A 23,786-nucleotide genomic window follows, 5' to 3' on the forward strand; every position below is an offset into this window, starting at 1 on the left:
ACCATACGTGGCGTTCTGGGTGGCCGGTCGGTCGTGGATCTGTCCATCTGCCTGTGCGACCGGATCCCGCCCAGGTGCCGCCGCCCCTGCGCCGGGCGAATCGCCCCGATACGTTGCGCCGGTCGGCCATGCAAATGTAGGCGTACAACGTAGGGGGAATGCAAATGATTGAAAATGGTTTGTGTCCAACCTGTGCGCGCCAGATGCGCATTCCGGTCAGAACGCCCCGGGACGCGATGCGCGCGGCAGCCACAGCGTGAAGGTCGCCCCGTGCCCGGGCACGCTCCGCACCGCGATGCGACCGCCGTGCCGCTCCACCACCGTCTTGACGAACACCAGCCCCAGGCCGCTGCCCGATGGCGCATCGGCCACCGCCTCATGCAGCCGGCGGAACGGCTGGAACAGCTGCGCCTGGTCCTCGGCCGCGATGCCCACGCCCTGGTCGGCCACGCTCACGGCGAAGCTGTCCGCGTCCTCGCGTACGGCCACCGTGACGGTCGTGCCGCGCGGGCTGAACTTGATGGCGTTGTTCACCAGGTTGACCAGCGCGCGGACCAGCATGCGCGGCTCGCCGCGCACCGAAGCCTCGAGATCGGCATCGACGCGCACCTCGATCTGGTGATGGTTCGCCAGCGCCCAGACCTCGTCGGCGGCATCGAGCACGAGGCCGACCAGGTCCACGTCGGTCAGCTTGAGCTCCTGCGATTCCACGCGCGCCAGGTCGATGAAGGCATCGGCCAGCTCCAGCGTCCGCGACGACAGCTGCTGGATGCGCGCCAGCAGTGCCTCGTGGCCGAGCGCCCGGCCCGCATCGCGCTGCAGCTCGATCAGCGCCAGGATGGCGCTCTGCGGCGAGCGCATGTCGTGCGAGATGAAGCGCAGCGCCTCCTCGCGGTGGCGCTCGGCCTGCCGCACGGCGGTGATGTCGGCGAAGCTGACGATGATGTCCATCGGCCGGCCGGCATCGTCGCGCAGCGCGGCCGCATGCATCAGCATCGAGCGCCCGTCGCGCGTGCGCAGCTCCACCGGTTCCTGCGCGGTGTCGGGCGCGGTCAGCCAGCGTGTCCAGTAGTGCTGGCCGGGTGCCGGATCCTCAAAGGCGCAGGCCAGCAGGGTCGGCAGATCGCCCAGGGCGGCGGCGCGGTCCTGCTCGGACACCGGCGCCTGCGCCGCGAGGTCGGCGCTGCGCCCGTTGGCCAGGCGGATGTCGCCGTCGTGCGTGCAGATGACGGTGGCGTCGGGCAGGCTCTCCAGCGCTTCGGCGAGGAAGCGGCGCAGCCCGCGCAGCTTGTCGGTGAGCGACGCCACCGCGTCCATATGGGCATCCAGCGTACGGCCGGTCTGCGCCAGCGGGCCGGTGCCGGCCAGCAGGCCCGGCTCGCGCGCCAGCCGGTGCAGCTCGTCGCGCAGGAAGCGCAGCGCCGCCTCCTGCTGCCGCCAACTCCACAGCGGGTACAGCACCAGCGGCCCGACCAGCGCCGCGAACGGCGGCAGCCAGCAGTTCCAGCCGGCCAGCGCCGCCACCACGCCCACCAGCAGCAGCCCCGCGCTCCCCAGCGCCGCCGTCAGCGCCATGCGCGGTGTCAGCCAGAGCAGCGCGCACGCGGTCAGGCTCAGCGGCAGCAGCGTCACCAGCCAGAACACGGTGCGCGAGGCAGGCAGGATCGCATTGCCGTCGAGCAGGGTCTGCGTGGCGTTGGCCAGCACCTCCACGCCGCTCATCGTGCGCGAGGTCGGCGTGGCAAAGATATCGGACACGCCGGACGCCGTCGCGCCGATCAGCACCAGCTTGCCCGCGAAGGCGTCGGCCGGCACCCCGCCTTGCAGCAGGGTCAGCGCGGGCACATGCCGGAACGTGCCCGCCGGCCCGGCAAAGTTCACGCCGACGTTGGCCCGGCGCGCCCAGCCGTCGGCATCGATCTCCGTGCGGCGCGGCACGTCGCCCGCCAGTGCGGGGCCTGCCTGCCGGGCCAGCTGCAGCGCGAGGTGGTCGAGCAGATGTCCGCGCGGGCCCTCGGCCAGGTAGAGACCGCGCACCACGCTGTCCGGGTCGGGCGCCGCATCGATGTGCGCGACGTGCGTGCCGATCCCGAGGAAGGGATAGTGGAACACCCGCCCCTGCCCGGTGCGCTCGGGCAGCGCCGGCAGGATGACCTGGCCCGCCTGCGCAAAGGCCGCCGCCAGCGCGCGATCGCCTTCCGGGTCGGTCAGATCGGGTTCGATCAGCAGGATATCGACGCCGACCGCACGCGGATGCGCCGCGCCCACGCGCGCCACCAGTTCAGCCAGGCGCGCACGCGGCCAGGGCCAGCGGCCGACGGCTTCGAGGCTCTGGTCGTCGATGGCGACAATGACGATATCGTCGCGCGGCGCGTGGCCATGCAGCGACAGCACCGTGTCGTAGAGCGCCGCATCCAGGCGCGCCACCACGCTCCAGCGCACCGCGCCGAACGTCAGCAGCACGGCCAGCGCCACCAGCAGCACCCACTCCAGCAGCGCACGCAACCCCGGCCGCAGCGCCACGGCGCGGGCCGCCTGCCTATCGGGAACGGGCGTTGCCGGACCGGTCATCAAGGAGGAGGCTCGACCCGCTGCTCTGCACGGGCGCACCCAGCGCATCGACGACGAAACTGCCGATGTCGATGCGCTGCGGCCGCGCGAACACCACCGATGCCGCATCGCCGAGGTCAATGCCGGTGCGGATGTAATACGGCCCGGCCGGCGGCAGCGGAATCGTCGCCTCGTTGCTGTCGCTGACAAGATCGGCCACCGGCTTGGCGAAGGTCGGCTCGGCGGCCAACTGGACACGCGTGCGCGCGCCGGCGGCAGCCAGCGCGGGATCCAGCGCGCGCCAGTGTGCGTGCAGCATGCCGTCGTCGCCGGCACCGGCCGAGGGCGGCGGCACCGCATCGGCGGGAATGTCGAGCGCGCGGAACGACACCGCATCGCTCCACGGTCCGGTCTTGCCGTCCTTGTCGACCGAGCGCACGCGCCACCACCAGGTGCCCGGCCGCAGCGGCTGCGTGACCCGCACCTCCGGGCCGTGCTGCCGGACCACGGGCTGTGCGAAGTCGGACGCGGCGGCGGCCTCGAGATCATAGGTTGCCGCCTCGGCCACGCTGGCCCAGGCGAAGACCGTTTCCCCGCTGCGATAGGGCTTGTCTTTCGCCGGCTGGATCATGTACGGCGCCTCGGGATGCAAGCGCACCGTAAACGGCCGCGCCACCGAAGGGCCGGACAGGCCGAGCGCATCGACGCTCTGCACCGCCAGCGTGTACGTGCCGTCCTCATCGCCGCACAGCGTGGCCGCGGGCGTCTGGCTCAGTTGGTAGGACAGGATCTCGGTCTGTTCCGGATCGCGCGCAATCACCGCGCGATAGGCCACGGCGCCCTTGACCGGCTGCCACGTCGGCCTGAAGCACGACGTCTGCACCAGTTCAGGCACCGCATCGAGCCTGGGCGCGGCAGGCAAGACGGCCCGCTTCAGGCGGCCGCCGGCGGCACGCACGCCAAACCCGGCCCCAACCGCCTGCGCCTGCCGCCCCGCGCGCACCGCCACCTTGCCCTCCAGCACGGACTCCGTCGATGCCCCGCCGTCCGCCCGCACACGGAAACGCGTGCCGCGCACGCCCGTCACCAGGGCCGGCGTCGAGATCTCATAGCGGCCAACGCCGGTCTTCCTGGGCGACACCGTGGACTCCGCCTCGCCCTCCTTGACCTGCAGCCGCACGTCGATCAGCCCCGTGCGGGCGAAACTGCGCACGCGCGCCAGCGTCACGCGGCTGCCGGGCGGCACCGTCACGCGCGTGCCGTCGTCAAAGGCCAGCGTGATCGCGCCCTTCGCGCCGGTCTCGATCAGGGTGTCCTCGGACAACTTCATTCCCGCCTGCAGCGGCTTGCGGTCGCCATTCACGGCATCGCGCGCAAACACGACCTGCGCGGCCGCCGGCACGACGGGAATCCGGTCGAACGGAATGCGCACGATGGAGCCCGGCGGCAGTTTGTAAGGGTTGGCGATATGGTTGCGCTGCTGCAGCAGGCGCCAGCCTTCCGCGTCTTCCATGTAGCGCGCGGCCAGGGTGATCAGCGTATCGCCCTGCTGCACCCGGTAGAGAAAATCGTTGCCGTCCGCGCCGGACGGCTGCGCCGTGGCCGGCCGCCACATCGCACAGCACAGTAGCGCCGCACCGATCGAGGCGACCAGACAGAACCAGCCGCGCGGCCGCGGCTCAGTGTGCTTCGGCATTTTCCTGGGTGGTTTCGAGACGATAACCGTGGGAATACACCGACACCAGCCGGACACCATTCTTCTGGTTGAGGTCGAGCTTGAGCCGGAGCTTGGAGATATGCGTGGCCAGCGTGCGCGAGTCCGGACCGATGCTGCGGCCCCAGACCGCCTGCTCGATCAGTTCGCGCGGCACCAACTTGCCCACGTTGCGGAACAGATAGAGCGCCAGATCGAATTCGCGCGGCGACAGCTCGACCTGCAAGCCATGCAGCGTCAGCACGCGCCCCAGCGGATCCACCGCATAAGGCCCCACCCGCATGCGCTCGAGCGATTCGCCGGTACGCGGCGCCGCGCGGCGCAACAGCGCACCGACCCGCGCGACCAGTTCGGCGCGCCGCACCGGCTTGACCACGTAGTCATCCGCCCCGGCCGCCAACCCGCGCACGACGTCATCCTCGAGCGAGCGATTGGTCAGGAACAGCACCGGCAGCGCCGGGCCCACCGTCTGGCGCACCCAGCTCACCAGCTGGATGCCGCTGATGTCCGGCAGTTGCCAGTCGAGCAGCAGCAGATCGAACGTGCGGTCGCGCAACGCCTTCACGAAGGCGTCGCCGCTCGAGAAAGATGCGCATTCGTAACCGGACGAGACCAGGATCTCTCGAATCAGCTCCGACTGTGCCTGGTTGTCTTCTACCGAGGCAATATGTATCGCCATCTGGGTTGCCCTTCCCCGCGATCCGGGTCCGGCAGCGACGTGCCGACAAGGGCCGTCACCGCTGCATGGGGTGCCGGCCAGCTCCCTGTGTCTTCATCATCGGGCCCTGGGCTGGCGCATCGATGCCTCCGCGCGCCGGCCGCCCATGGCGCGGCACCGACATCCGCGCGAGGCCTTGCTCCGGGCTCACTGCCATGTGCAGAGCACTTCGACTCGAGCCCAGATCATCCTAAAAGGCCACTCTTGTCACATTGCAAACAATTGTGAAAACCCAGGCGCAATACGGATCCTCAGCGGGTCTGCCATAGGGTTTTATCATTTTTCCCGGTGGCATCACAATCCATATTCGTCACAAAGCAGGAACCCCACCCGGATCGGATATGGAGGAACACAGCGCGTGAACGCGCTCCGGCGACACGCGGCCCATATGCGCCGATCGGCCGCGCGCTGATCGAGCATGACCTCCGTCCTTGCCTCCACACGGGAGGCTCGCCCCCTCCGGGATACCCACCGGACACCAGAAGACAAGGCGCCGTTTCCAGCGCAGCACCCAGCCTGCGGCAGATGGATCAGGCGCACTGCATGTGGGAAGGAAAAAACAGATCGAACGGTCGACCCGCAGCATGGCCCGTCCATTAGCGCATCCGGCCGATCGACAACGATGACTGGCCACTCGGCGCGACGGATACGGAAATGAGGAAGATCGTCCTGGCAGCGCGGCCAAGGCGGTGCCTGAGCGCGGAAATAAAAAAGCCCTGATGACGCATCAGGGCTTTTTCGTGCAACTTGGAGGCGGGGGTCGGAATCGAACCGGCGTACACGGCTTTGCAGGCCGCTGCATGACCACTCTGCCACCCCGCCAGGGGCTGAACCAGCATTGTAGCGATTCGCGCAGGACTGCGTACTCGCCACGCCGATAAAGAAAAAGGGAAGCGTGGCTTCCCTTCGGGATTGGAGCGGGAAACGAGGCTCGAACTCGCGACCTCAACCTTGGCAAGGTTGCGCTCTACCAACTGAGCTATTCCCGCGTAACCGGTTGCACCGCCGCACCACAAACACCGGCACGGCCACACATTTCAAACTGGAGCGGGAAACGAGGCTCGAACTCGCGACCTCAACCTTGGCAAGGTTGCGCTCTACCAACTGAGCTATTCCCGCATTGTTGACCAGGGACGCTGCCGTACAACCTTTGCATCACCGGTCTTTCGCGTTACGTTCAGTGCAACGCGAGAACGAAATTATGGCAAAAAAGAATGGTCCTCGTCAACACCTTTGCGCAAAAGTTTTTTGCGGGCTCATTTCGAGCGCTCCCGGATCTGCGGCCAGGCCAGCTTCATGTAGTACGCCATCGACCACAGCGTCAGCACCGCAGCCACATAGATCAGCCACGTCCCCCACACCCGCGCATCGACCACATCGAACAGGCGGCCCTCGAACAGCAGCAGCGGAATCGCGACCATCTGGAAGGTCGTCTTCAGCTTGCCGAGGAAGTTGACCGCAACGCTGCGTGAGGCACCGATCTGCGCCATCCACTCGCGCAGCGCCGAGATGGTGATCTCACGGCCGATGATGACGAGCGCGATGACGTCCGACACACGGCCAAGCGCCAGCAGCACCAGCAGCGCAGCGGCCACCATCAACTTGTCGGCGACCGGGTCCAGGAAGGCGCCGAACGCCGAAGTCTGGTTCCAGCGGCGCGCCAGGAATCCGTCGAACCAGTCGGTCAGGCTCGCAACGATGAAGAACGCCGCGGCGGTCAGGTTCTTGACGGGCGGCGCCATCCAGGCATCCGGCACGTAGAACACGCCCACCACCAGCGGGATCATGGCGACCCGCAGCCAGGTCAGGAGGATCGGGAAGTTGAAAGGCATGGCTAGTCGACAGGACAACCGCCGCGCGGTTCCAGCCCCGGCGCGGCACGAGGGGCCATTGTCGCCGATCAGTGCAATTGGCGGTAGATTTCTTCGGCCAGCGTCTGCGAGATGCCCTCGACCGTGGCCAGCTCCTCCACGCTGGCGGCCATCACGCCGCGCAGGCCGCCAAAGCGCGCCAGCAGCCGCTGCCGCCGCTTGGCCCCGATGCCTTCGATCTCCTCCAGCCGCGAGGTGTTGCGCGCCTTGGCCCGCTTGGCGCGCATGCCGGTGATGGCGAAGCGGTGCGCCTCGTCGCGAATCTGCGCGACCAGCATCAGCGCGGCGCTGCCCTGCCCCAACTCCAGCGACGGCCGCCCGTCGGCGAAGACCAGCGTCTCCAGACCGACCTTGCGGCCTTCGCCCTTGGCCACGCCGACCAGCAGGCCAATGTCCAGCCCCAGCTCCTCGAAGACCTGGCGCGCCACTTCCACCTGCCCCTTGCCGCCGTCGATCAGCACGACGCGGGGCATGTCGGGCGCATCCTCGGCGGCCTGCTCGACCACCTTCTGGTAGCGGCGCGTCAGCACCTGGCGCATGGCGGCGTAGTCGTCGCCGGGAATGATGTCCTGGATGTTGTAGCGGCGGTATTCGCCGTTCTGCATGGCGTGGCTGTGAAAGACCACGCACGATGCCTGCGTCGCCTCGCCGGCGGTGTGGCTGATGTCGAAGCACTCGACGCGCAGGGCGGCGAGGTCTTCCAGATCGACGCCGATGGTCTCGGCCAGCGCGCGCGTGCGGGCCTGCTGGCTACCCTGCTCCGACAGCCGCCGCGCCAGCGACAGCTCCGCGCCCTTCTCCGCCATCTCCAGCCAGGCGCGGCGCGCGCCCTGCGGCTGTCGCACCACCGACACGCGCCGCCCGGCCTGCGCGGCCAGCGCCTCGATCAGCCCCGCCGCCCGGATCGGGTGGCTGACCACCAGCACCGGCGGCACGAACTGGTCGAGATAATGCTGCGCGACGAAGGCCTCGAGAATATCGCGCGCCATACGCTCGGGATCGCGCGCCGGCTCGAGCTGCGTCTCGGCGCCTTCCGGCACGTCGGCCTCGACGTCCACGCCGACGATGGCGGCCCCCTCCTCCACGTGGGTCGGAAAGTACGCCTTGTCGCCGAGGTGCCGGCCGCCGCGCACCATCGCCAGGTTCACGCAGGCATGGCCGCCCTTGATCGCCACGGCGAGGATGTCGATATCGCTGGCCTGGCCGACCTCCTCCACCGACTGCCGCGTGAGCACCGTCGACAGTGCCCCGATCTGGTCGCGCACCGTCGCGGCCTGCTCGAACTCCAGCGCCGCGGCATGCCGCTGCATCTTGTCCTGCAGGGTCTGCATGACCTCATCCTGCCGGCCCAGCAGGAAGCCCGCGGCGTTGGCCACGTCGCGGGCATAGTCTTCCGCGCTGATCGCCTGCACGCATGGGGCGGTGCAGCGGTGAATCTGGTGCAGCAGGCACGGCCGCGTGCGGTTGTTGAACACCGTGTCCTCGCACGTGCGCAGCTGGAACACCTTCTGCAGGATCTGCATGCTCTCGCGCACCGCATGCGCGCTCGGGAACGGGCCGAAGTACTGGTGCTTGCGATCGGTCGCGCCGCGGTAGTACGCCATGCGCGGATACGCATGCTGCGTGAGCTTCAGGTAGGGGTACGACTTGTCGTCGCGGAACAGGATGTTGTAGCGCGGCGCCAGCGCCTTGATCAGGTTGTTCTCCAGCAGCAGCGCCTCGGCCTCGCTGCGCACCACGGTGGTCTCGATATGCGCGATCTTCGCCACCATCATCGCGATGCGCGGCGACAGCAGCGTCTTGGTGAAATAGCTCGAGACGCGCTTCTTCAGATCGCGTGCCTTCCCGACGTAGAGCACGCTGCCCTGCGCATCGAAGTAGCGGTAGACGCCCGGCAGGCTGGGCAGGCGGGCGATGTGGGCCTTGGCATCGAAAGCCGCCTCGCTCGGGTCGACGGCGGGTGCGGGTGGCGTCTGGGCGCCCGGTGGCGGCACCCCGGGGACTTCGGGGGAATCGGGTGGCGTGGGGTCGGACGGCATGGCGTTCGCGCTGGCGGAGGCTGCAAGTGTAGAGCAAGCGGCGGACTACAATGTCGCCCCGTTCGCCTCTCCCGCCCCGCGCATGCGCAACCTCTCGTCCTGGGACCTCTTCTGCCGCGTCGTCGACAACTACGGCGACATCGGCGTGTGCTGGCGCCTGGCCCGGCAACTGGTCCAGGAGCACGGCCATACGGTGCGGCTGTGGGTGGACGACCTGCGCGCATTCGAACGGCTGTGCCCGGCGGTCGACACGGCCGCCGCTGCGCAGCGCGTCTCGGGCGTGGACATCCGCCGCTGGAGCGACGACGCCGGCGTCGCGGCGCTGCTGGCCGCGGATGCGCATGCCGCGCCGCATGACGTGGTGGTCGAAGCCTTCGCCTGCGACATCCCCGAGCCCATGCTGCAGCGCATGGCCGATGCTGCCCGCCAAGGCCGGGCGCCGATCTGGATCAACCTCGAATATCTGAGCGCGGAAGACTGGGTGGCCACGCACCACGCGATGCAGTCGCCGCATCCACGGCTGCCGCTGGTCAAGCACTTCTTCTTTCCCGGCATGGCGCGCGGCACGGGCGGCGTGCTGCGCGAAGCTCAGTTGGGCGCGCAGCGGGCGGCATTCGAAGCCAGCCCGACGGCACACCGGACGCTTTGGCACCGGCTGGGCGTGGACGACCTGATGCAGCACGCGCCCGACGCGCTGCGCGTGAGCCTGTTCGCTTACCCCAACCCCGCCCTGCCTTCGCTGATCGCGCAATGGGCGGCATCTGCCCGCCCGGTGATCTGCCTGGTCCCCGAAGGACTGGCGGCGGCGCAGATCGCGGAACAGCTCGGCGCAACCGCCCCCGCAGCCGGCGCGCGCTGGACACAGGGCCCCCTGAGCGTTGCCGTGGTGCCCTTCGTGCCGCAAGAGCACTACGATGCACTGCTGTGGGCCTGCGACGTCAACTTCGTCCGGGGCGAAGATTCCTTCGTGCGCGCCCAGTGGGCGCTGCGCCCGTTCGTCTGGCACATCTACCCGCAAAGCGACGACGCCCACCTCGCCAAGCTGGACGCCTTTCTGGCCCGCTATGCCCCCGCCCTGCCGCAGGCGGCGGCCGATGCGCTCGCCACCTTCTGGCATGCCTGGAACGCGCAGCCCACCTCACTCGACTGGCCCGCGTTCGCCACCGCCCTGGCACCGCTGCGCGACCGCGCCGCCACGTGGGAACACACGCTGTTGTGTCTGGGCGATCTCGCGGCGAATCTGGTGGCGTTCTGCGAAAAACAGGTAAAATAGCGGGCTAATTTGAGTGCGGCCCCGGCTTTCACCTGGTTCGCGCGACCCGAGGGTATCGCGCGGTTGCATCGTTGCTCGGCACGCATCGAACCCTCTTACTTTTCAGGAAATTAGAAATGGCCTTGAAAATCGCGCAAGAACTCCGCGCTGGTAACGTTTTCATGATCGGCAACGACCCGATGGTCGTGCTCAAGACCGAATACAGCCGCTCCGGCCGCAACGCCGCTGTCGTCAAGATGAAGTACAAGAACCTGCTGACCGGCGCGCCGTCGGAATCGGTGTTCAAGGCCGACGACAAGATGGACCAGATCATCCTCGACAAGAAGGAGTGCACCTACTCCTACTTCGCCGATCCGATGTACGTGTTCATGGACACCGACTACAACCAGTACGAAGTGGAAGCCGACAGCATGGGCGACGCGATCCACTACCTGGAAGACGGCATGGCCGCCGAAGTGACCTTCTACAACGAGAAGGCCATCTCGGTCGAACTGCCGACCACGCTGGTCCGCGAAATCGAATACACCGAGCCGGCCGTCAAGGGCGACACCTCGTCGGGCAAGGTGCTGAAGATGGCCAAGATCAAGGGCGGCTTCGAGATCCAGGTCCCGCTGTTCTGCAGCACCGGCGACAAGATCGAAATCGACACCCGTACGCACGAGTACCGCAGCCGCGCCAACTGATTCGGCGTTCTGCAAACAAAAAAGGCAGCCTGGCGCTGCCTTTTTTGTTGCCCGCGAAAAAACGACGGAGCGGGCGATGGCGCGGCAAGGCCTCGCACCCCACCCGCCTGCGCGCTAGGCGATCAGCCGTGCCTCGCGCAGTGTCCGCAGCGCCTGCCGGTACGCCGACTGCTGCGCCAGCTTCGACCAGTCCTTGGCCGCCTTGGTGCCGAACAGCCGGCGGATGCGTCGCTGCGAAGCCTTGCCGATCCTCACGTCCAGTTCGTTCAGCAGTTGGTCGGCCTTGTCCGGCGCATTGCAGATCAGCACCATGTCGCAGCCGGCCGCCAGCGCCGCGCGCGCGCCGTCGACCACCGACCCCGCGACGCTGGCGCCTTCCATGCTCAGGTCGTCGCTGAAGATCACGCCGTCGAAGTTGTAATGCGTGCGCAGGATGTCCTGCAGCCAGAAGCGCGAGAAGCCCGCCGGGTTCGGATCGACCGCCGAATAGATGACATGCGCCGGCATCACCGATTGCAGGCCGATGCCCATCCACCCGTACGGCTGGGCATCCTCGTCGAGGATCGCCTGCAGCGGCCGCTCGTCGACCGGCACGGCGACGTGCGAATCGGCCTGAACCCAGCCGTGGCCGGGGAAATGCTTGCCGCAGTTGGCCATGCCGGCCAGGCGCAGGCCCAGCGTCAGGTGGTTGGCGAGCATCGTCACCACGCGCGGATCGCGGTGGAAAGCGCGGTCACCGATCACGCCGCTGGTGCCATAGTCCAGGTCCAGCACCGGCGTGAAGCTCAGGTCGATGTCGCAGGCGCGCAATTCCGCCGCCAGCACATAGCCGCACGCGGTGGCCGCGCGCGTGGCGGCCAGGACGTCGCTGTCCCACAGCTGCCCCAGCGCGGACATCGCCGGCAGATGCGTGAAGCCGTCCTGCTTGGCACGCTGCACGCGCCCACCCTCGTGGTCGATGCAGATCAGCACGTCATCGCGTATGGCCCGGATCGCGGCGGTCAGTGCCGTCAACTGCGCGCGCGACTCGAAATTGCGCGCGAACAGGATCACGCCGCCGGTCAGCGGATGCACGATCCGGCGGACATCGTCAGGGCCGAGCACGAGCCCGGCCACGTCGAGGACGATCGGGCCGGGGCGCTTCTGCTTGTTGGTGATGGAATTCATGCGGAGGGCTTGGATTGCAGTTCGGCGACGGCGAAGGCGACCGCGTAGTCGCGCTCGTCCGTCACGCTGATCTGGATATGGAGGCCGCGCTGCGCGATCCAGTCGGCCAGTTCGCCGCTGTATCGCACCACCGGCTGGCCGGACGGCAGGTTGAGGGTCTGCACGGCACGCCACGTCATCGGCCAGTGCATGCCGAGGCCGATGGCCTTGGAGACCGCCTCCTTGGCGGCAAAGCGCGTGGCAAGGAACGCCAGGCCGCGCCGCTCCGAGCGGGCCTTGCGGGCCTGGTAGATGCGCAGTTCATCGGGGCCGAGCACCTTCTCGGCGAAGCGGCCGTGAGTCCGCTGCATCACGCCTTCGACGCGCTCGATCTGGATGATGTCGGTACCGATGCCATAGATGGCACCGGACACCGAGGGGACGGCGGGCGGTTCGCTCATGCCGGTACGCCCGGATGCGCCGCCGCGGGTGTCGTCGCCGACAGGCGTGCCGCCACCATGATGGCCTTCATCTCGCGCACCGCGTTCTGCCAGCCGGCAAACACGGCATGCGCGACGATGGCGTGGCCGATGTTGAGTTCGTGGATGCCCGCCATCGCCGCGATCGGCTGCACGTTGGTGTAGTGCAGGCCGTGCCCGGCATTGACGCGCAGCCCCCAGCGGATGCCCTCTTCCACCGCACGCTCGATGCGCACCAGCTCGGCCTTCACTTCAGCGTCGTCGGTGGCCTCCGCGTAGCGGCCGGTATGCAGCTCAACGACCGGCGCCCCGGTCGCCGCGGCGGCCTCGATCTGCGCCGGGTCCGGATCGATGAACAGCGACACGCGGATGCCCGCGCCCGCCAACTGCTGGCACGCGGCCTGCACCTTGGCGAAGCCGCCCACCACGTCCAGACCGCCCTCGGTGGTCACCTCCTGCCGCCGCTCGGGCACCAGACAGACGTCCTGCGGACCGATATCGCACGCAATGTCGAGCATCTCCTGCGTGACGGCGCACTCCAGGTTCATCCGCGTGCGCAGTTGCGGCCGCAATGCGCGCACGTCGGCGTCCTTGATGTGCCGGCGGTCTTCGCGCAGGTGCAGCGTGATGAGGTCGGCGCCGGCCTCCTCGGCCAGCAGCGCCGCGGCGATCGGGTCCGGGTAGGTGGTGCCGCGCGCGTTGCGCAGCGTGGCGACGTGGTCGATATTGACCCCAAGGTCGATGACACCCGGCGAGGCATGAAAGATCATAGTTTCTGCAAGTCGATCAGGATCTGGCGCGTCGAAAGCGGCGTGCCGTGCAAATGATAATGCAGCAGGAACCGCATCAGGCTGCGGCTCTGCGTGGCCGTGGCCGGACGGGAATAATCGTCGCGCTCCATGTCGAGCAGCGTCTGTCCGCGCAGCACCGGCCACGAGGACGGATCGCTCGGCAGCGCGCGCCGGATGCCTCGTTCGGGGTGATAGACGTAGTCGCCGTCGGGCTGCACGGGCTCGCCGTCGACGCAGCGGTCAAGCTGGGCGGCAAAACCGGTCTCGCGCAGCAGCACGCGCTCGAAGGCGCGCAGCGTGAAGGCAACAGGCTCGCCGTGGGCGAGCTTGTTGAGCGTTTCCACATAGTGCGAAAACAGCACCGGGTGCCCGTCCTCCCGCGCAACGAACTTGACCAGCAGCTCGTTCAGGTAGAAGCCTGACAGCAGCCCCTCGCCCCCCAGCGGCAGCATGCCGCCGACCCACTCGGCGCGCGTCAGGGTCTTCACCTCACCGCGCCCGCTCCACGACAGCGACAGCGGCTGGAACGTCTGCAGCACGGCGCGCAAGGCCGAATGCGGCCGCTTGGCGCCCTTGGCCACCAGCGCGATCCGACCGTGATCGCGCGTGAAGACGTCGATGATGAGGCTGGTCTCGCGATAGGGATAGCTGTGCAGCACGAACGCCGGCTGCTGCGAGACGCGATGCTCGGCGCGCGCGGCGGGAAAGCCCTTGCGCGGCGCGGCGCCGGCAACGCCCTCCTCGGCCAGCCACTCCGCCGCCTCGTCCGGAATCGGATCGGATCGTCCCGCCATCGACGCGTGCGTGGGAAAGGCTATTCGTAGCCGTAGGCGCGCAGACCGGCCTCGTTGTCGGCCCAGCCGCTCTTGACCTTGACCCAGACCTCCAGGTAGACCTTGCCGTCGAACAGCTTTTCCATGTCCATGCGGGCTTCGGTGGAGATCTGCTTGAGCTTGGCGCCCTTGGCACCGATGATCATCGCCTTGTGCGCGTCGCGATCCACCAGGATGGTGACGAACACGCGCCGCAGGCGGCCCTCGGTCTCGAACTTGTCGACCACGACGGTGCTCGAATACGGCAACTCGTCGCCCGTCCAGCGGAACACCTTCTCGCGGACGATCTCGGCGGCCAGGAACCGCTCGCTGCGGTCCGTCAGAGCCTCCGGGTCATACATCGGCTCGCCTTCGGGCAGGTACGGCCGGACGATGCCGAGCAGCCGCAGGATGTCGTCCCGGTTCTTGGCCGACATCGGCACGATTTCCTTGAACGGAAACACTTGCGCCATCTCCTGCAGGAACACGGCGACCATCTCGGCGCGCGTGTACGCATCGAGCCGGTCGACCTTGTTGACGATCAGGATCACGGGCGTCTCGCGCGGCAGCAGCGACAGGACCTTCGCATCGTCCGGACCGTAGCGCCCGGCCTCGACCACGAACAGCACCGCATCGACCGACGTCAGGGTCGACGTGACGGCGCGGTTCAGCGAGCGGTTGAGCGCGGTGGCATGCCGTGTCTGGAAGCCCGGCGTATCGACGAAGACGAACTGCGCATCGTCGGTGGTCTGGATGCCGGTGATGCGGTGGCGCGTAGTCTGCGCCTTGCGCGACGTGATGCTGACTTTCTGGCCCACCAGGGCGTTCATCAGCGTGGACTTGCCGACGTTCGGCCGCCCGACGATGGCGACCATGCCGCAGCGGAACCCCTCCGGCACGCCGGGGAGTGACTGCGGCGGCTGCGGAGGCTGCAATGGGGTGTCGGTCATTCCTTCAACCTGAGAGACAACTGCGGATCCGGCGGCGTGGCCTGCTTGCGCGTCTTGCCGGTGCGCTCGGCGCGGCTGCGCTTGACGAGCTGCGGCACCAGGCGATGCGCTTCTTCCAGGGCCAGCTTGGCCGCCGACTGCTCGGCCGCGCGCCGCGATGCCCCGCTGCCGGAGACACGGATCTCCAGCTTCGGGATCGTGCACTCGACCTCGAACTGCTGATTATGCGCCGCGCCGTGCGTGGCCACCACGGCGTATTGCGGCAGCGCGATTTTATGACCCTGGAGATACTCCTGCAGCAGCGTCTTGGCGTCCTTGCCCAACGTGCGCGGATCGACCTGCTCCAGGATCGGGATGTACAGCTTGCGGATCAGGGTACGAGCCGCATCGAAGCCGCCATCGAGGAACACCGCGCCGAAGATCGCCTCCAGCGCATCGGCCAGGATCGACGGCCGGCGAAACCCACCGCTCTTGAGCTCGCCCTCGCCCAGGCGCAGCTCGTCCGGCAACAGCAGCATCTGCGCGATCTCGTACAGCGCCTGCTGCTTGACCAGATTGGCCCGCACGCGCGACAGATCGCCCTCGTCCAGCTTGCCGAACATGCCATAGAGCATGTCCGCCACGGCGCAATTCAGGATCGAATCGCCGAGAAATTCCAGGCGCTCGTTGTGCATCGCGTTGTGGCTGCGATGCGTGAGCGCCTGCTGCAGCAACTCCGGTTTGCTGAAGCGATAGCCAAGGCGTTGCTGCAATGCTTCCAGACTCATGTTCAGCGCTGCGACCCCGAATAGGTGATCAGCAAGGCAAGCGGGCCGTACAGCGGCACTTCACGCTTGTAGGAGAACCGTACCATCTGCACCGAGCCGTTGGATTCGATCACCTCCAGGTCCTCGCCCTTGATCGCCTGGATGTCGTCGATCGCGGCCTGCTTGTCGAACGCGATCGCCACGTCCGCACGTGTCGCCGCCCGCTCCCGGGCAATCTTGATGGCGTGATGGATGGCCTGGTATTCCAGCAGGCTCGGAACGGCCCGGATCGCCGGCAGCACCGCCGTCACAAGCACGACGATTGCGATCAAAAACCCGAACATGGTGATACCGCGCGCCCGACGCGCCGCCAGACCGGCCCGATGCATCCGCATTGCATTTCCCCCGTTGTGCAATTGCCGAAGTTTAAAAAAGAGACTGACCGATAACCCTGGCAGCATCAATGGAAGCTGCCGATCCGCTTCCAGTCGCCCAGATTCATCCAGATGAAGAACGCTTTCCCGACGATGTTTTTGTCCGGCACGAAGCCCCAGTAGCGGGAATCCGCGCTGTTGTCGCGATTATCGCCCATCATGAAATAGTGACCTGCAGGTACCTTGCAGGTAAAGCCGGTCTGATTGTAAGTGCAGTTCTCGCGGAACGGAAAATCGTCCGGACCGGACACATAGGCCGGGCGGTCGTTATCGTTGAGGATGTTGTGCGCAACGCTGCCGAGCGTTTCCTGGTACTGCTTGGAATACGTGATGCGCGGATGTTGCGCGTCCCCGGTGTCTTCCACGTACATGTAGTCCTGCTGCGGCGCGTAGATGGCAGGCTGGCCGTTGATCGTCAGGCGCTTGTTGTCGTACTTCACCACGTCGCCCGGCACCCCGATCACGCGCTTGATGTAGTCCATCGACTCGTCTTTCGGGTAGCGGAAGACCATCACATCGCCGCGTTGCGGCTGATTCAGCTCGACGAGCTTCTTGTTGACGATCGGCAGGCGCACGCCGTAGGTGTACTTGTTGACGAGGATGAAATCACCGATCTGCAGCGTCGGGATCATCGAGCCCGACGGGATCTTGAACGGCTCCACCACGAACGAACGCAGCAGGAACACCGCGGCGATCACCGGGAAGAAACTGGCCGTATATTCCAGCCACCAGGGCATGCGCAGCGTCTCTTCGGCCAGCTGCGCGCGCGCCGCGCCCACGTCGGCCACGGCACCATACTGCACCTGGGCCTGGGCACGGGCGTCGAACTCGGCCAGCGCGGCCGTGGCGGCGGCCTGGCGTTGGCGCTGGAACATCAGCTTGTCGGCCACCCACGCCACACCGGTGAAGACGACGAGAATGAAAAGGATCAGGGCGAAGTTCATGAATGAGAGACGCGGTTACGCGATTCGTCCAGGTTATTTTTCTTCGACGCGCAGGATGGCCAGGAAAGCCTCCTGCGGGATTTCAACGCTGCCCACCTGCTTCATGCGCTTCTTGCCCTCCTTCTGCTTCTCGAGAAGCTTCTTCTTGCGGCTGATGTCGCCGCCGTAGCACTTGGCCAGCACGTTCTTGCGCAGCGCCTTGACGTTCTCGCGCGCGATCACGTTGCTGCCGATGGCCGCCTGGATGGCCACGTCGTACATCTGGCGCGGAATGATCTCGCGCATCTTGGCGGCCACTTCGCGGCCGCGGTACGCGCTGTTGGAGCGGTGGACGATGATCGACAGCGCGTCCACCTTGTCGCCGTTGATCAGCATGTCGACCTTGACCACGTCGGACGGACGGTATTCCTTGAACTCGTAGTCCATCGACGCGTAGCCGCGCGAGACGGACTTCAGCCGGTCGAAGAAGTCCAGCACGATCTCGCCCATCGGAATTTCGTACGTGAGCTGGACCTGGCGGCCGTGGTAGCTCATGTTGATCTGCGAACCGCGCTTCTGCTCGCACAGCGTGATCACGGCGCCCACGTATTCCTGCGGCATGTACAGGTTGACCGTGACGATCGGCTCGAGGATCGACTCGATCTTGCTCGGATCGGGCATCTTGGCAGGGTTTTCCACCTGGACCGTCGTGCCATCGCGCTGCATGACCTGGTAGACCACCGTCGGCGCGGTGGTGATCAGGTCCATATCGAACTCGCGCTCCAGGCGCTCCTGCACGATCTCCATGTGCAGCAGGCCAAGGAAGCCGCAGCGGAAACCGAAGCCCAGCGCCTGCGACACTTCCGGCTCGAACTGCAGCGACGCGTCGTTCAGCTGCAGCTTCTCCAGCGATTCGCGCAGCGCCTCGTACTGGTTGGCCTCGACCGGATACAGGCCCGCGAACACCTGCGGCTTGACTTCCTTGAAGCCCGGCAGCGGCGCGTCGGCCTTGCGCGGCGCCACGTGGGTGATGGTGTCGCCCACCTTGGCGGCCTTCAGTTCCTTGATGCCGGCGATGACGAAGCCCACCTGCCCCGCCGACAGCGATTCACGCGGCACCGACTTCGGCGAGAACACACCCACCTGCTCCACCAGGTGCTGCGCGCCCGTGGCCATCAGCAGCACCTTGTCCTTGGCGCGCAGCGTGCCGTTGACCACGCGCACCAGCATCACCACGCCGACGTAGTTGTCGAACCACGAGTCGATGATCAGCGCCTGCAGCGGCGCATCGGGATCGCCCTTGGGCGCCGGCACCTTGGCGATCAGGGCTTCCAGCACATCGGGCACACCCACGCCGGTCTTGGCCGAGCAGCGCGTCGCATCCTGCGCGTCGATCCCGATCACGTCCTCGATTTCCTGGATCGCGCTGTCCGGGTCGGCCGCCGGCAGGTCGATCTTGTTGAGCACCGGCACCACCTCGACGCCCAGCTCGATGGCCGTGTAGCAGTTGGCAACCGTCTGCGCCTCCACGCCCTGCGAAGCATCGACCACCAGCAGCGCGCCCTCGCACGCGGACAGCGAACGGCTGACTTCGTAGCTGAAGTCGACGTGCCCCGGCGTGTCGATCAGGTTGAGGTTGTAGACCTTGCCGTCACGAGCCTTGTAGGACAGCGCGGCGGTCTGCGCCTTGATGGTGATGCCGCGCTCCTTCTCGATATCCATCGAGTCCAGCACCTGGGCTTCCATCTCGCGGTCGGAAAGCCCACCGCACAACTGGATGATGCGATCGGCCAGCGTCGATTTGCCGTGGTCGATGTGGGCGATGATCGAAAAATTGCGGATATTGTCCATCGAAAGCGTCGAAAAGCGCCCTTCCCGGGCGCATGTGCCAGGCACGCGAAGGCGGGTCCGGCACGGCTGGCGTCACTTTCGGCGCCAGCGGGAGGTGTTGGATTCCAAGCCGATGCGGCAATGCGCAAATCGGCGCTAACAGGCGATTTTACCGGATTTCAGCGGGTCTCCCGCGCCTCTTTTTGCGGCGCATCCGCGTCAATCGGAGGGCGTCTGCGCCGCCAGCCACGCCTGCACGGCCGGCCCATCCAGAAAGTAGTGGCACAGCTCGCGCGCCGCTTCACGCGGCGTCTGCGGCGTGCCTGTCAGCAGCACCGGCACCAGCTCACCGAAACGATCCTCCAGTGTCGGGTCACTGTCGACATCCACTTCGTGCAACACAAAAGGAAAGTCGCGCCGGAACGATTCCAGCGCGACCTTCATGTCGTCGCACAGATGACAGTAAGCGCGTCCGTAGAGCGTCAGCTGAATCACGGCTGGCCGCCGCCGGCCCGCGCCGTGCTCGGTCGCATCGTCACGACCTGCGTGGCATCGCCACGGCGGACGAACACCGCCACCATGCGGCTCTTGTCCAGCCGGCCGACCACGTCGTTGAATTGCTTGGCGCTGGTGACATCGGTGTCGCCCACGCGCAGGATCACGTCTCCCGGGCGGATGCCGGCGCGCGCGGCGGGGCCATCCGCCACCTGCACCTCGACGCCTGCCTTCGTCTTGAACTCTCGCTGCGCGCCTTCCGACAGATCGGCCACCACCAGCCCAAGCGCATTCTGCTTGCCGGCGCCCGGCTGGCCATTGTCGGATTGGCCGCCTTTGCCCCGCTGCGCCACCTTGGTATCGGGCTGCAGCTCGGCCACCGTCACCGTCAGATCACGCGTCGCGCCCTTGCGCCACACCTGCACGGTGGCGCGCGTACCAGGCTTGCTCTCGCCGACCTGACGCTGCAGGTCACCGGCCTTCTCGACGTCGCGCCCATTGAATTTCAGGACGATGTCGCCGGCCTCGATGCCTGCCTTGTCGGCGGGGCCACCCGACTCGACATTGCCCACATAGGCGCCGCGCGCACGGCCTAGGCCCAGCGACTCCGCTGCGTCCTTCGGCACATTGTCGATCGCCACACCGATGCGGCCGCGCGTCACCCGGCCTTGCGTCTTGAGCTGCTCGGCCACGCGCATCGCTTCATCGATCGGAATCGCGAACGAGATGCCCATGTAGCCGCCGCTCTGGCTGAAGATCTGATTGTTGATGCCGATCACCTCGCCCCGCAGGTTGATCAGCGGGCCGCCCGAGTTGCCGGGATTCACGGCCACGTCGGACTGGATGAACGGCAGATAATCGCCGGTGTCACGCCCCTTGGCCGACACGATGCCCGCGGTGACGGTGTTGTCCAGCCCGAACGGCGAACCAATCGCCAGCACCCACTCGCCCACACGCACCTTGTCCGAATCGCCCAGCTTCAGGCTCGGCAGGCCGGTGGCCTCCACCTTGACCAGCGCCACATCGGTGCGCTTGTCGGAGCCGATCAGCTTGGCCTTGAATTCACGCTTGTCGGTCAGCGTCACGTAGATCGTCTCCGCGCCTTCGACCACGTGAGCGTTGGTCAGCACATAGCCGTCGCCCGACATGATGAAGCCGGAGCCGACGCCGCGACTCTGCTCCTCCTCGGCCTGCGGCGGGGCGTTGCGGCGCTTCTGGCCCTGCCCCTGCCCCGGCGTGCCCGGCATCGGCACGCCGAAGAAGCGGCGGAAAAACTCGGCCATGTCGTCATCGCTCGGGTTGTTCTGCATCCGCACCTTCTCGGTGGTGCGGATATTGACCACCGCCGGGCTGACCTTTTCGACCAGATCGGCAAAGTCAGGCAGGCCATAGGTGCCCGTCGCCACGCTACCGGTGGCGTTCTGCGCGTAAGCCGGCATCAGCGCGCCACCGGCAGCGACGATGGCGGCAACGCAAAGCAGACGCAAGGCGTAAACGGTTCGAGCGGTACGCATGCAAGCTCCCCGAAACAGTGAGATCAATGTGGACTGAGCGCGATCGGCACGGCATCAACGGCGCCGCGGCGACACCGCTTCAGTCCAGAGAGAGGAATTAAGGCGTGCTAGCCGGGCGGCTGGCCGCGTTGGCAGAGACCGGCTTGTAGTCGACGGCCGCCCCGAACTGCTTGATGGTAGCAAAAGGCACCTCGCCCACCACCGTCAGCCAAAAGTCGGCAATGCGCCGCACCATCACGTGCGTCGCGCCCTGCGAAATGAAACCTTCGCGCCGCGACCGCTTTTCCGAGACCGGCTCGATGAACAGCGACAGCCCCGCCAGGCCATCGCTGAAAACAACCTGCTGCACTTCGAACCCCGACGACGATTTGCCCGCCGGCGCGATGTCGCCCAGCGGCCGACGCACTTCGCGAATCTTCTGGAAGCCCTTGATGGGGCTGGTGATGGCCCAGCCCTGCTCGGCAAGATTGGTCGGCTGCGAAACAACTTCGTACTGGTTCCAGCCCGTCACGCTCTTCAGGGCCGCCAGGATCTTCTGCTTCTCCGACGGCACGCCGACCTCGACTTGCGAGAATGCCACCTGCTCCAGCACCTTGCCATCCTCGCCGATGGTCTGCGCACGGATCAGCAAGCCCGAGCTGCGCTCCGCCCAGATCCGGTAGGCATAGCGGAAGCCATCCTTGGGATCCAGCTGGAAGACTTCGCAGTCCATGCCGGCCACGCGCTCGGCGGGCAGATGGCGCATGTCGTACTGGTCCAGGACGTCGCCGTTGGTCGTGGCCAGCAGCGCCGGGAAGCTGTCCTTGTTCTCCTGCTTCTCGGTCACGACCAGCTTGACCTCGTAGATCAGGTTCCGGACAACGTCGTTCTGGCGCAGCATCTCGCGCTGCTTGCCATCGAGCGCCTCGACGCGTTCATACTCGTTGTTGAACAGGTCGGTGTAATGCTGGATGCGCGTCGAATGCATGCCGGACCCGCGCTGATACGTCAGCGTACCGACATAGTTCTGCTTGAGCGCGGCACGATGGATCTTCGTCAGCCACGAGGCGGCTTCCTTGCGCGGCATCGGCTCGGGCTGCTGCGATTGGGCCGCAACCGACAGCGCCGAGACACAAAGAAGAAGGAAGACGGACCGACGGACGGCCTGGAGTTTGCGGGCACCGGCCCCTGCAACGGGGTGCCACACCTTCGACATGGATTCCCGCATTATTCCTGACTGGAGTCCTGGGTGCTCGCCGCGCCATTGGCCACCGCTCGCAGATACGGGACCACCACGCCGTTGGTTGCCGATTGACGATGCGCGCTCAGGTATTCGTCCAGACGCGCATCCCGGATCATGGGCGTATTCTCCGCGGCCGACACCGTCACGGCCTGGGCACCAGCGCCTTGCTGCGCCTTGGCGACCAGTGCGGGCGATGCATCGCCACTGCCGGTCGGGCCGCGCAATTGCGGCACGACAACCCAGCTAACGGCCGCCACCGCCGCTGCCACCGCGGTCGAAGGCATGACCCGGCGGACCCACGACGGGCGAACCAGGAAGCGGTGCCTCTCTTCGGTCTGCGCGCGCTGCGCCACGGCCGGCACCAGCAGGTGCGGCTCCGCGTCGAGCTTGGCCGAGAAACGGCCGAGGAATGCTTCGGTGGAGTGCGCGCCCAGCAGATCCTCCGACCGGAGCGCATCGCCGATCAGCTGATATTCGCGCCAGTGCCCCGCGCCCTCGCCATCCTTGGCGAGCTCCACGGCCGCGGCCGCTTCGTGTGCCGCCACTTCACCGTCCATCAAAGCGGAAATCCGCTCGGCGAACCCCGCGTCTGCTGCCTGCATTTGAGCCTGACCCATTTCCCGACCCCAAAACTCCAACGTTCAATCAACGATCCGAGAGAAGACTTCCCGAGATTTCACCGTTTGCAGCCTGGACGCAGGCAGCCCGGTTTGTCATATCGGCTGGCTACCACCGTTTGCCCTCTGCTGTTCCCAGCAAGGGGCGCAATTTCTCGGCAATCGCCTCGCGTGCTCGAAATATCCGCGAACGGACGGTCCCGATCGGACATTCCATCGCTTCAGCGATTTCCTCATAGCTCAGACCCTCGATCTCGCGGAGCGTAATTGCCGTACGCAATTCCTCCGGCAACGCCTCCATCGCGCGATTGACCGTTTCGGCAACCTGCTTGGTGTGCAGCATCGAGTCCGGCGTATTGATATCCCTTAGTTGTTCACCGTCGGCAAAAGTTTCAGCCTCTTCGGTGTCGATATCGGTGGACGACTCGGGACGCCGGCCCTGGGTCGCCAGGTAATTCTTGGCCGTGTTAACGGCGATGCGGTACAGCCACGTATAAAACGCAGATTCGCCCCGGAACTGGGGCAGCGCACGGTACGCCTTGATGAAGGCATCCTGTGCCACATCCTCCACCTCCGCGGCATCGCGGATCAGGCGTGAGATCAGACGGATGATCTTGCGGTGGTACTTGACCACCAACAGTTCAAACGCCCGCTTGTCACCCTGCTGGACGCGTTCGACAAGGATCTGGTCGGCTTCGCGTTCACTCACGGATTCTTCACCTGCAGTGTATCGCCTTGAATTTTTGTGACTTGAAAACGTTGTATTTTACCTACGACACACCGGATGCCAGGCCCCCAGACACAGGTGGCCCGAGGCGCAACAACCTGCGCACCCGACGCAGCGATTCGGCGGCGAACCATGGCGATGCCAGCACGAAAATCCGCGGACACCACCACCTCTGGGCAACACCCAGGACCAGCACCCGTTCACCGGGAGCCCACCACCACAGCAGGGGAACGTTTTGAACGGCGCCACCCG

General features: G+C 66.6%; 21 protein-coding genes and 3 tRNA genes. 2 read left to right on the forward strand and 22 right to left on the reverse strand.

The genetic code is table 11. From position 1 onward, the window contains the following. Window positions 1-216: 216 nt before the first annotated feature. The 8 genes from GO999_RS11110 to uvrC all read right to left on the reverse strand — a co-directional run bounded on the left by GO999_RS11110 (window position 217) and on the right by uvrC (window position 8,892). On the reverse strand, window positions 217-2,571 hold the full coding sequence (locus GO999_RS11110; RefSeq protein ID WP_211906228.1) for a CHASE2 domain-containing protein: 2,355 nt from the start codon (window positions 2,569-2,571) through the stop codon (window positions 217-219). After that, a complete protein-coding gene (locus GO999_RS11115) occupies window positions 2,540-4,246 on the reverse strand; it encodes a FecR family protein (protein WP_211906229.1) in 1,707 nt (568 codons plus the stop codon). The genes GO999_RS11110 and GO999_RS11115 overlap by 32 nt, the downstream gene beginning before the upstream one ends. After that, window positions 4,230-4,943, reverse strand: coding sequence for a response regulator transcription factor (locus GO999_RS11120; RefSeq protein WP_011001023.1), 714 nt, complete (start codon window positions 4,941-4,943; stop codon window positions 4,230-4,232). Before GO999_RS11120 ends, GO999_RS11115 begins: the two co-directional genes overlap by 17 nt. Window positions 4,944-5,730: 787 nt before the next feature. Continuing rightward, window positions 5,731-5,804, reverse strand: a tRNA-Cys gene (locus GO999_RS11125). Window positions 5,805-5,895: 91 nt separating this feature from the next. Continuing rightward, window positions 5,896-5,971: transfer RNA gene (locus GO999_RS11130), tRNA-Gly, on the reverse strand. Window positions 5,972-6,025: 54 nt separating this feature from the next. Then, window positions 6,026-6,101: transfer RNA gene (locus GO999_RS11135), tRNA-Gly, on the reverse strand. Between the two features lie 137 nt (window positions 6,102-6,238). Further along, window positions 6,239-6,814: a CDP-diacylglycerol--glycerol-3-phosphate 3-phosphatidyltransferase gene (gene pgsA / locus GO999_RS11140; protein ID WP_016724974.1), complete on the reverse strand. Its 576-nt coding sequence runs from the start codon at window positions 6,812-6,814 to the stop codon at window positions 6,239-6,241. Between the two features lie 68 nt (window positions 6,815-6,882). Continuing rightward, entirely contained in the window at window positions 6,883-8,892 is a 2,010-nt protein-coding gene (gene uvrC, locus GO999_RS11145; RefSeq protein ID WP_028852872.1) for an excinuclease ABC subunit UvrC, read from the reverse strand. Between the two features lie 82 nt (window positions 8,893-8,974). Between uvrC and earP the strand changes: the two genes are divergently transcribed. Both earP and efp read left to right on the forward strand, forming a co-directional pair. Further along, entirely contained in the window at window positions 8,975-10,165 is a 1,191-nt protein-coding gene (gene earP, locus GO999_RS11150) for an elongation factor P maturation arginine rhamnosyltransferase EarP (RefSeq protein ID WP_058908497.1), read from the forward strand. A 122-nt stretch (window positions 10,166-10,287) separates the two neighbouring features. Further along, entirely contained in the window at window positions 10,288-10,848 is a 561-nt protein-coding gene (efp, locus tag GO999_RS11155) for an elongation factor P (protein ID WP_028852870.1), read from the forward strand. A gap of 114 nt (window positions 10,849-10,962) precedes the next feature. On the opposite strand, the gene nagZ is transcribed toward efp, so the two are convergent. From nagZ to rpoE, 14 genes are all read right to left on the reverse strand, one after another. Continuing rightward, window positions 10,963-12,015: a beta-N-acetylhexosaminidase gene (gene nagZ / locus GO999_RS11160; protein WP_058908498.1), complete on the reverse strand. Its 1,053-nt coding sequence runs from the start codon at window positions 12,013-12,015 to the stop codon at window positions 10,963-10,965. After that, complete coding sequence (acpS, locus tag GO999_RS11165; RefSeq protein ID WP_197368407.1) at window positions 12,012-12,455, reverse strand: holo-ACP synthase; 444 nt, start codon at window positions 12,453-12,455, stop codon at window positions 12,012-12,014. The genes nagZ and acpS overlap by 4 nt, the downstream gene beginning before the upstream one ends. After that, complete coding sequence (gene pdxJ, locus GO999_RS11170) at window positions 12,452-13,243, reverse strand: pyridoxine 5'-phosphate synthase (RefSeq protein ID WP_011001016.1); 792 nt, start codon at window positions 13,241-13,243, stop codon at window positions 12,452-12,454. The genes acpS and pdxJ overlap by 4 nt, the downstream gene beginning before the upstream one ends. Then, window positions 13,240-14,058, reverse strand: coding sequence for a DNA repair protein RecO (recO, locus tag GO999_RS11175; RefSeq protein WP_011001015.1), 819 nt, complete (start codon window positions 14,056-14,058; stop codon window positions 13,240-13,242). The genes pdxJ and recO overlap by 4 nt, the downstream gene beginning before the upstream one ends. Before the next feature lie 20 nt (window positions 14,059-14,078). Beyond that, window positions 14,079-15,026, reverse strand: a complete 948-nt coding sequence (gene era, locus GO999_RS11180; protein WP_023470297.1) for a GTPase Era — start codon at window positions 15,024-15,026, stop codon at window positions 14,079-14,081. Continuing rightward, window positions 15,023-15,793: a ribonuclease III gene (gene rnc, locus GO999_RS11185; protein ID WP_011001013.1), complete on the reverse strand. Its 771-nt coding sequence runs from the start codon at window positions 15,791-15,793 to the stop codon at window positions 15,023-15,025. Before rnc ends, era begins: the two co-directional genes overlap by 4 nt. Window positions 15,794-15,795: 2 nt before the next feature. Next, window positions 15,796-16,167, reverse strand: coding sequence for a DUF4845 domain-containing protein (locus GO999_RS11190; RefSeq protein WP_016723244.1), 372 nt, complete (start codon window positions 16,165-16,167; stop codon window positions 15,796-15,798). Window positions 16,168-16,232: 65 nt separating this feature from the next. Further along, window positions 16,233-17,150, reverse strand: coding sequence for a signal peptidase I (gene lepB / locus GO999_RS11195; RefSeq protein WP_011001011.1), 918 nt, complete (start codon window positions 17,148-17,150; stop codon window positions 16,233-16,235). A 33-nt stretch (window positions 17,151-17,183) separates the two neighbouring features. After that, a complete protein-coding gene (gene lepA, locus GO999_RS11200; RefSeq protein ID WP_016723245.1) occupies window positions 17,184-18,980 on the reverse strand; it encodes a translation elongation factor 4 in 1,797 nt (598 codons plus the stop codon). A gap of 198 nt (window positions 18,981-19,178) precedes the next feature. After that, window positions 19,179-19,454, reverse strand: coding sequence for a glutaredoxin family protein (locus tag GO999_RS11205; protein WP_019717871.1), 276 nt, complete (start codon window positions 19,452-19,454; stop codon window positions 19,179-19,181). After that, window positions 19,451-20,968 carry a DegQ family serine endoprotease gene (locus GO999_RS11210; RefSeq protein ID WP_016723247.1) on the reverse strand — a complete coding sequence of 506 codons (1,518 nt, stop codon included), beginning with the start codon at window positions 20,966-20,968 and terminating at the stop codon, window positions 19,451-19,453. Before GO999_RS11210 ends, GO999_RS11205 begins: the two co-directional genes overlap by 4 nt. A 97-nt stretch (window positions 20,969-21,065) precedes the next feature. Beyond that, a complete protein-coding gene (locus GO999_RS11215; protein ID WP_028852865.1) occupies window positions 21,066-22,163 on the reverse strand; it encodes a MucB/RseB family sigma factor regulatory protein in 1,098 nt (365 codons plus the stop codon). Between the two features lie 11 nt (window positions 22,164-22,174). After that, window positions 22,175-22,807, reverse strand: a complete 633-nt coding sequence (locus GO999_RS11220; protein ID WP_028860391.1) for a sigma-E factor negative regulatory protein — start codon at window positions 22,805-22,807, stop codon at window positions 22,175-22,177. Between the two features lie 109 nt (window positions 22,808-22,916). Beyond that, window positions 22,917-23,516, reverse strand: coding sequence for an RNA polymerase sigma factor RpoE (gene rpoE, locus GO999_RS11225; RefSeq protein WP_003264474.1), 600 nt, complete (start codon window positions 23,514-23,516; stop codon window positions 22,917-22,919). Window positions 23,517-23,786: the final 270 nt, after the last annotated feature.

The organism is Ralstonia nicotianae (assembly GCF_018243235.1).
GTDB classification, from domain to species: domain Bacteria; phylum Pseudomonadota; class Gammaproteobacteria; order Burkholderiales; family Burkholderiaceae; genus Ralstonia; species Ralstonia nicotianae.

Coding starts and splice junctions, on each gene's coding strand:
- acpS (WP_197368407.1), bottom strand. CDS start 12,455: ATGAGCGAACCGCCCGCCGTCCCCTCGGTGTCCGGTGCCATCTATGGC.
- era (WP_023470297.1), bottom strand. CDS start 15,026: ATGACCGACACCCCATTGCAGCCTCCGCAGCCGCCGCAGTCACTCCCC.
- uvrC (WP_028852872.1), bottom strand. CDS start 8,892: ATGCCGTCCGACCCCACGCCACCCGATTCCCCCGAAGTCCCCGGGGTG.
- GO999_RS11210 (WP_016723247.1), bottom strand. CDS start 20,968: ATGCGTACCGCTCGAACCGTTTACGCCTTGCGTCTGCTTTGCGTTGCC.
- GO999_RS11220 (WP_028860391.1), bottom strand. CDS start 22,807: ATGGGTCAGGCTCAAATGCAGGCAGCAGACGCGGGGTTCGCCGAGCGG.
- GO999_RS11115 (WP_211906229.1), bottom strand. CDS start 4,246: ATGCCGAAGCACACTGAGCCGCGGCCGCGCGGCTGGTTCTGTCTGGTC.
- recO (WP_011001015.1), bottom strand. CDS start 14,058: ATGGCGGGACGATCCGATCCGATTCCGGACGAGGCGGCGGAGTGGCTG.
- lepA (WP_016723245.1), bottom strand. CDS start 18,980: ATGGACAATATCCGCAATTTTTCGATCATCGCCCACATCGACCACGGC.
- earP (WP_058908497.1), top strand. CDS start 8,975: ATGCGCAACCTCTCGTCCTGGGACCTCTTCTGCCGCGTCGTCGACAAC.
- rnc (WP_011001013.1), bottom strand. CDS start 15,793: ATGAGTCTGGAAGCATTGCAGCAACGCCTTGGCTATCGCTTCAGCAAA.
- GO999_RS11120 (WP_011001023.1), bottom strand. CDS start 4,943: ATGGCGATACATATTGCCTCGGTAGAAGACAACCAGGCACAGTCGGAG.
- GO999_RS11215 (WP_028852865.1), bottom strand. CDS start 22,163: ATGTCGAAGGTGTGGCACCCCGTTGCAGGGGCCGGTGCCCGCAAACTC.
- pgsA (WP_016724974.1), bottom strand. CDS start 6,814: ATGCCTTTCAACTTCCCGATCCTCCTGACCTGGCTGCGGGTCGCCATG.
- pdxJ (WP_011001016.1), bottom strand. CDS start 13,243: ATGATCTTTCATGCCTCGCCGGGTGTCATCGACCTTGGGGTCAATATC.
- nagZ (WP_058908498.1), bottom strand. CDS start 12,015: ATGAATTCCATCACCAACAAGCAGAAGCGCCCCGGCCCGATCGTCCTC.
- lepB (WP_011001011.1), bottom strand. CDS start 17,150: ATGAACTTCGCCCTGATCCTTTTCATTCTCGTCGTCTTCACCGGTGTG.
- GO999_RS11110 (WP_211906228.1), bottom strand. CDS start 2,571: ATGACCGGTCCGGCAACGCCCGTTCCCGATAGGCAGGCGGCCCGCGCC.
- GO999_RS11190 (WP_016723244.1), bottom strand. CDS start 16,167: ATGCGGATGCATCGGGCCGGTCTGGCGGCGCGTCGGGCGCGCGGTATC.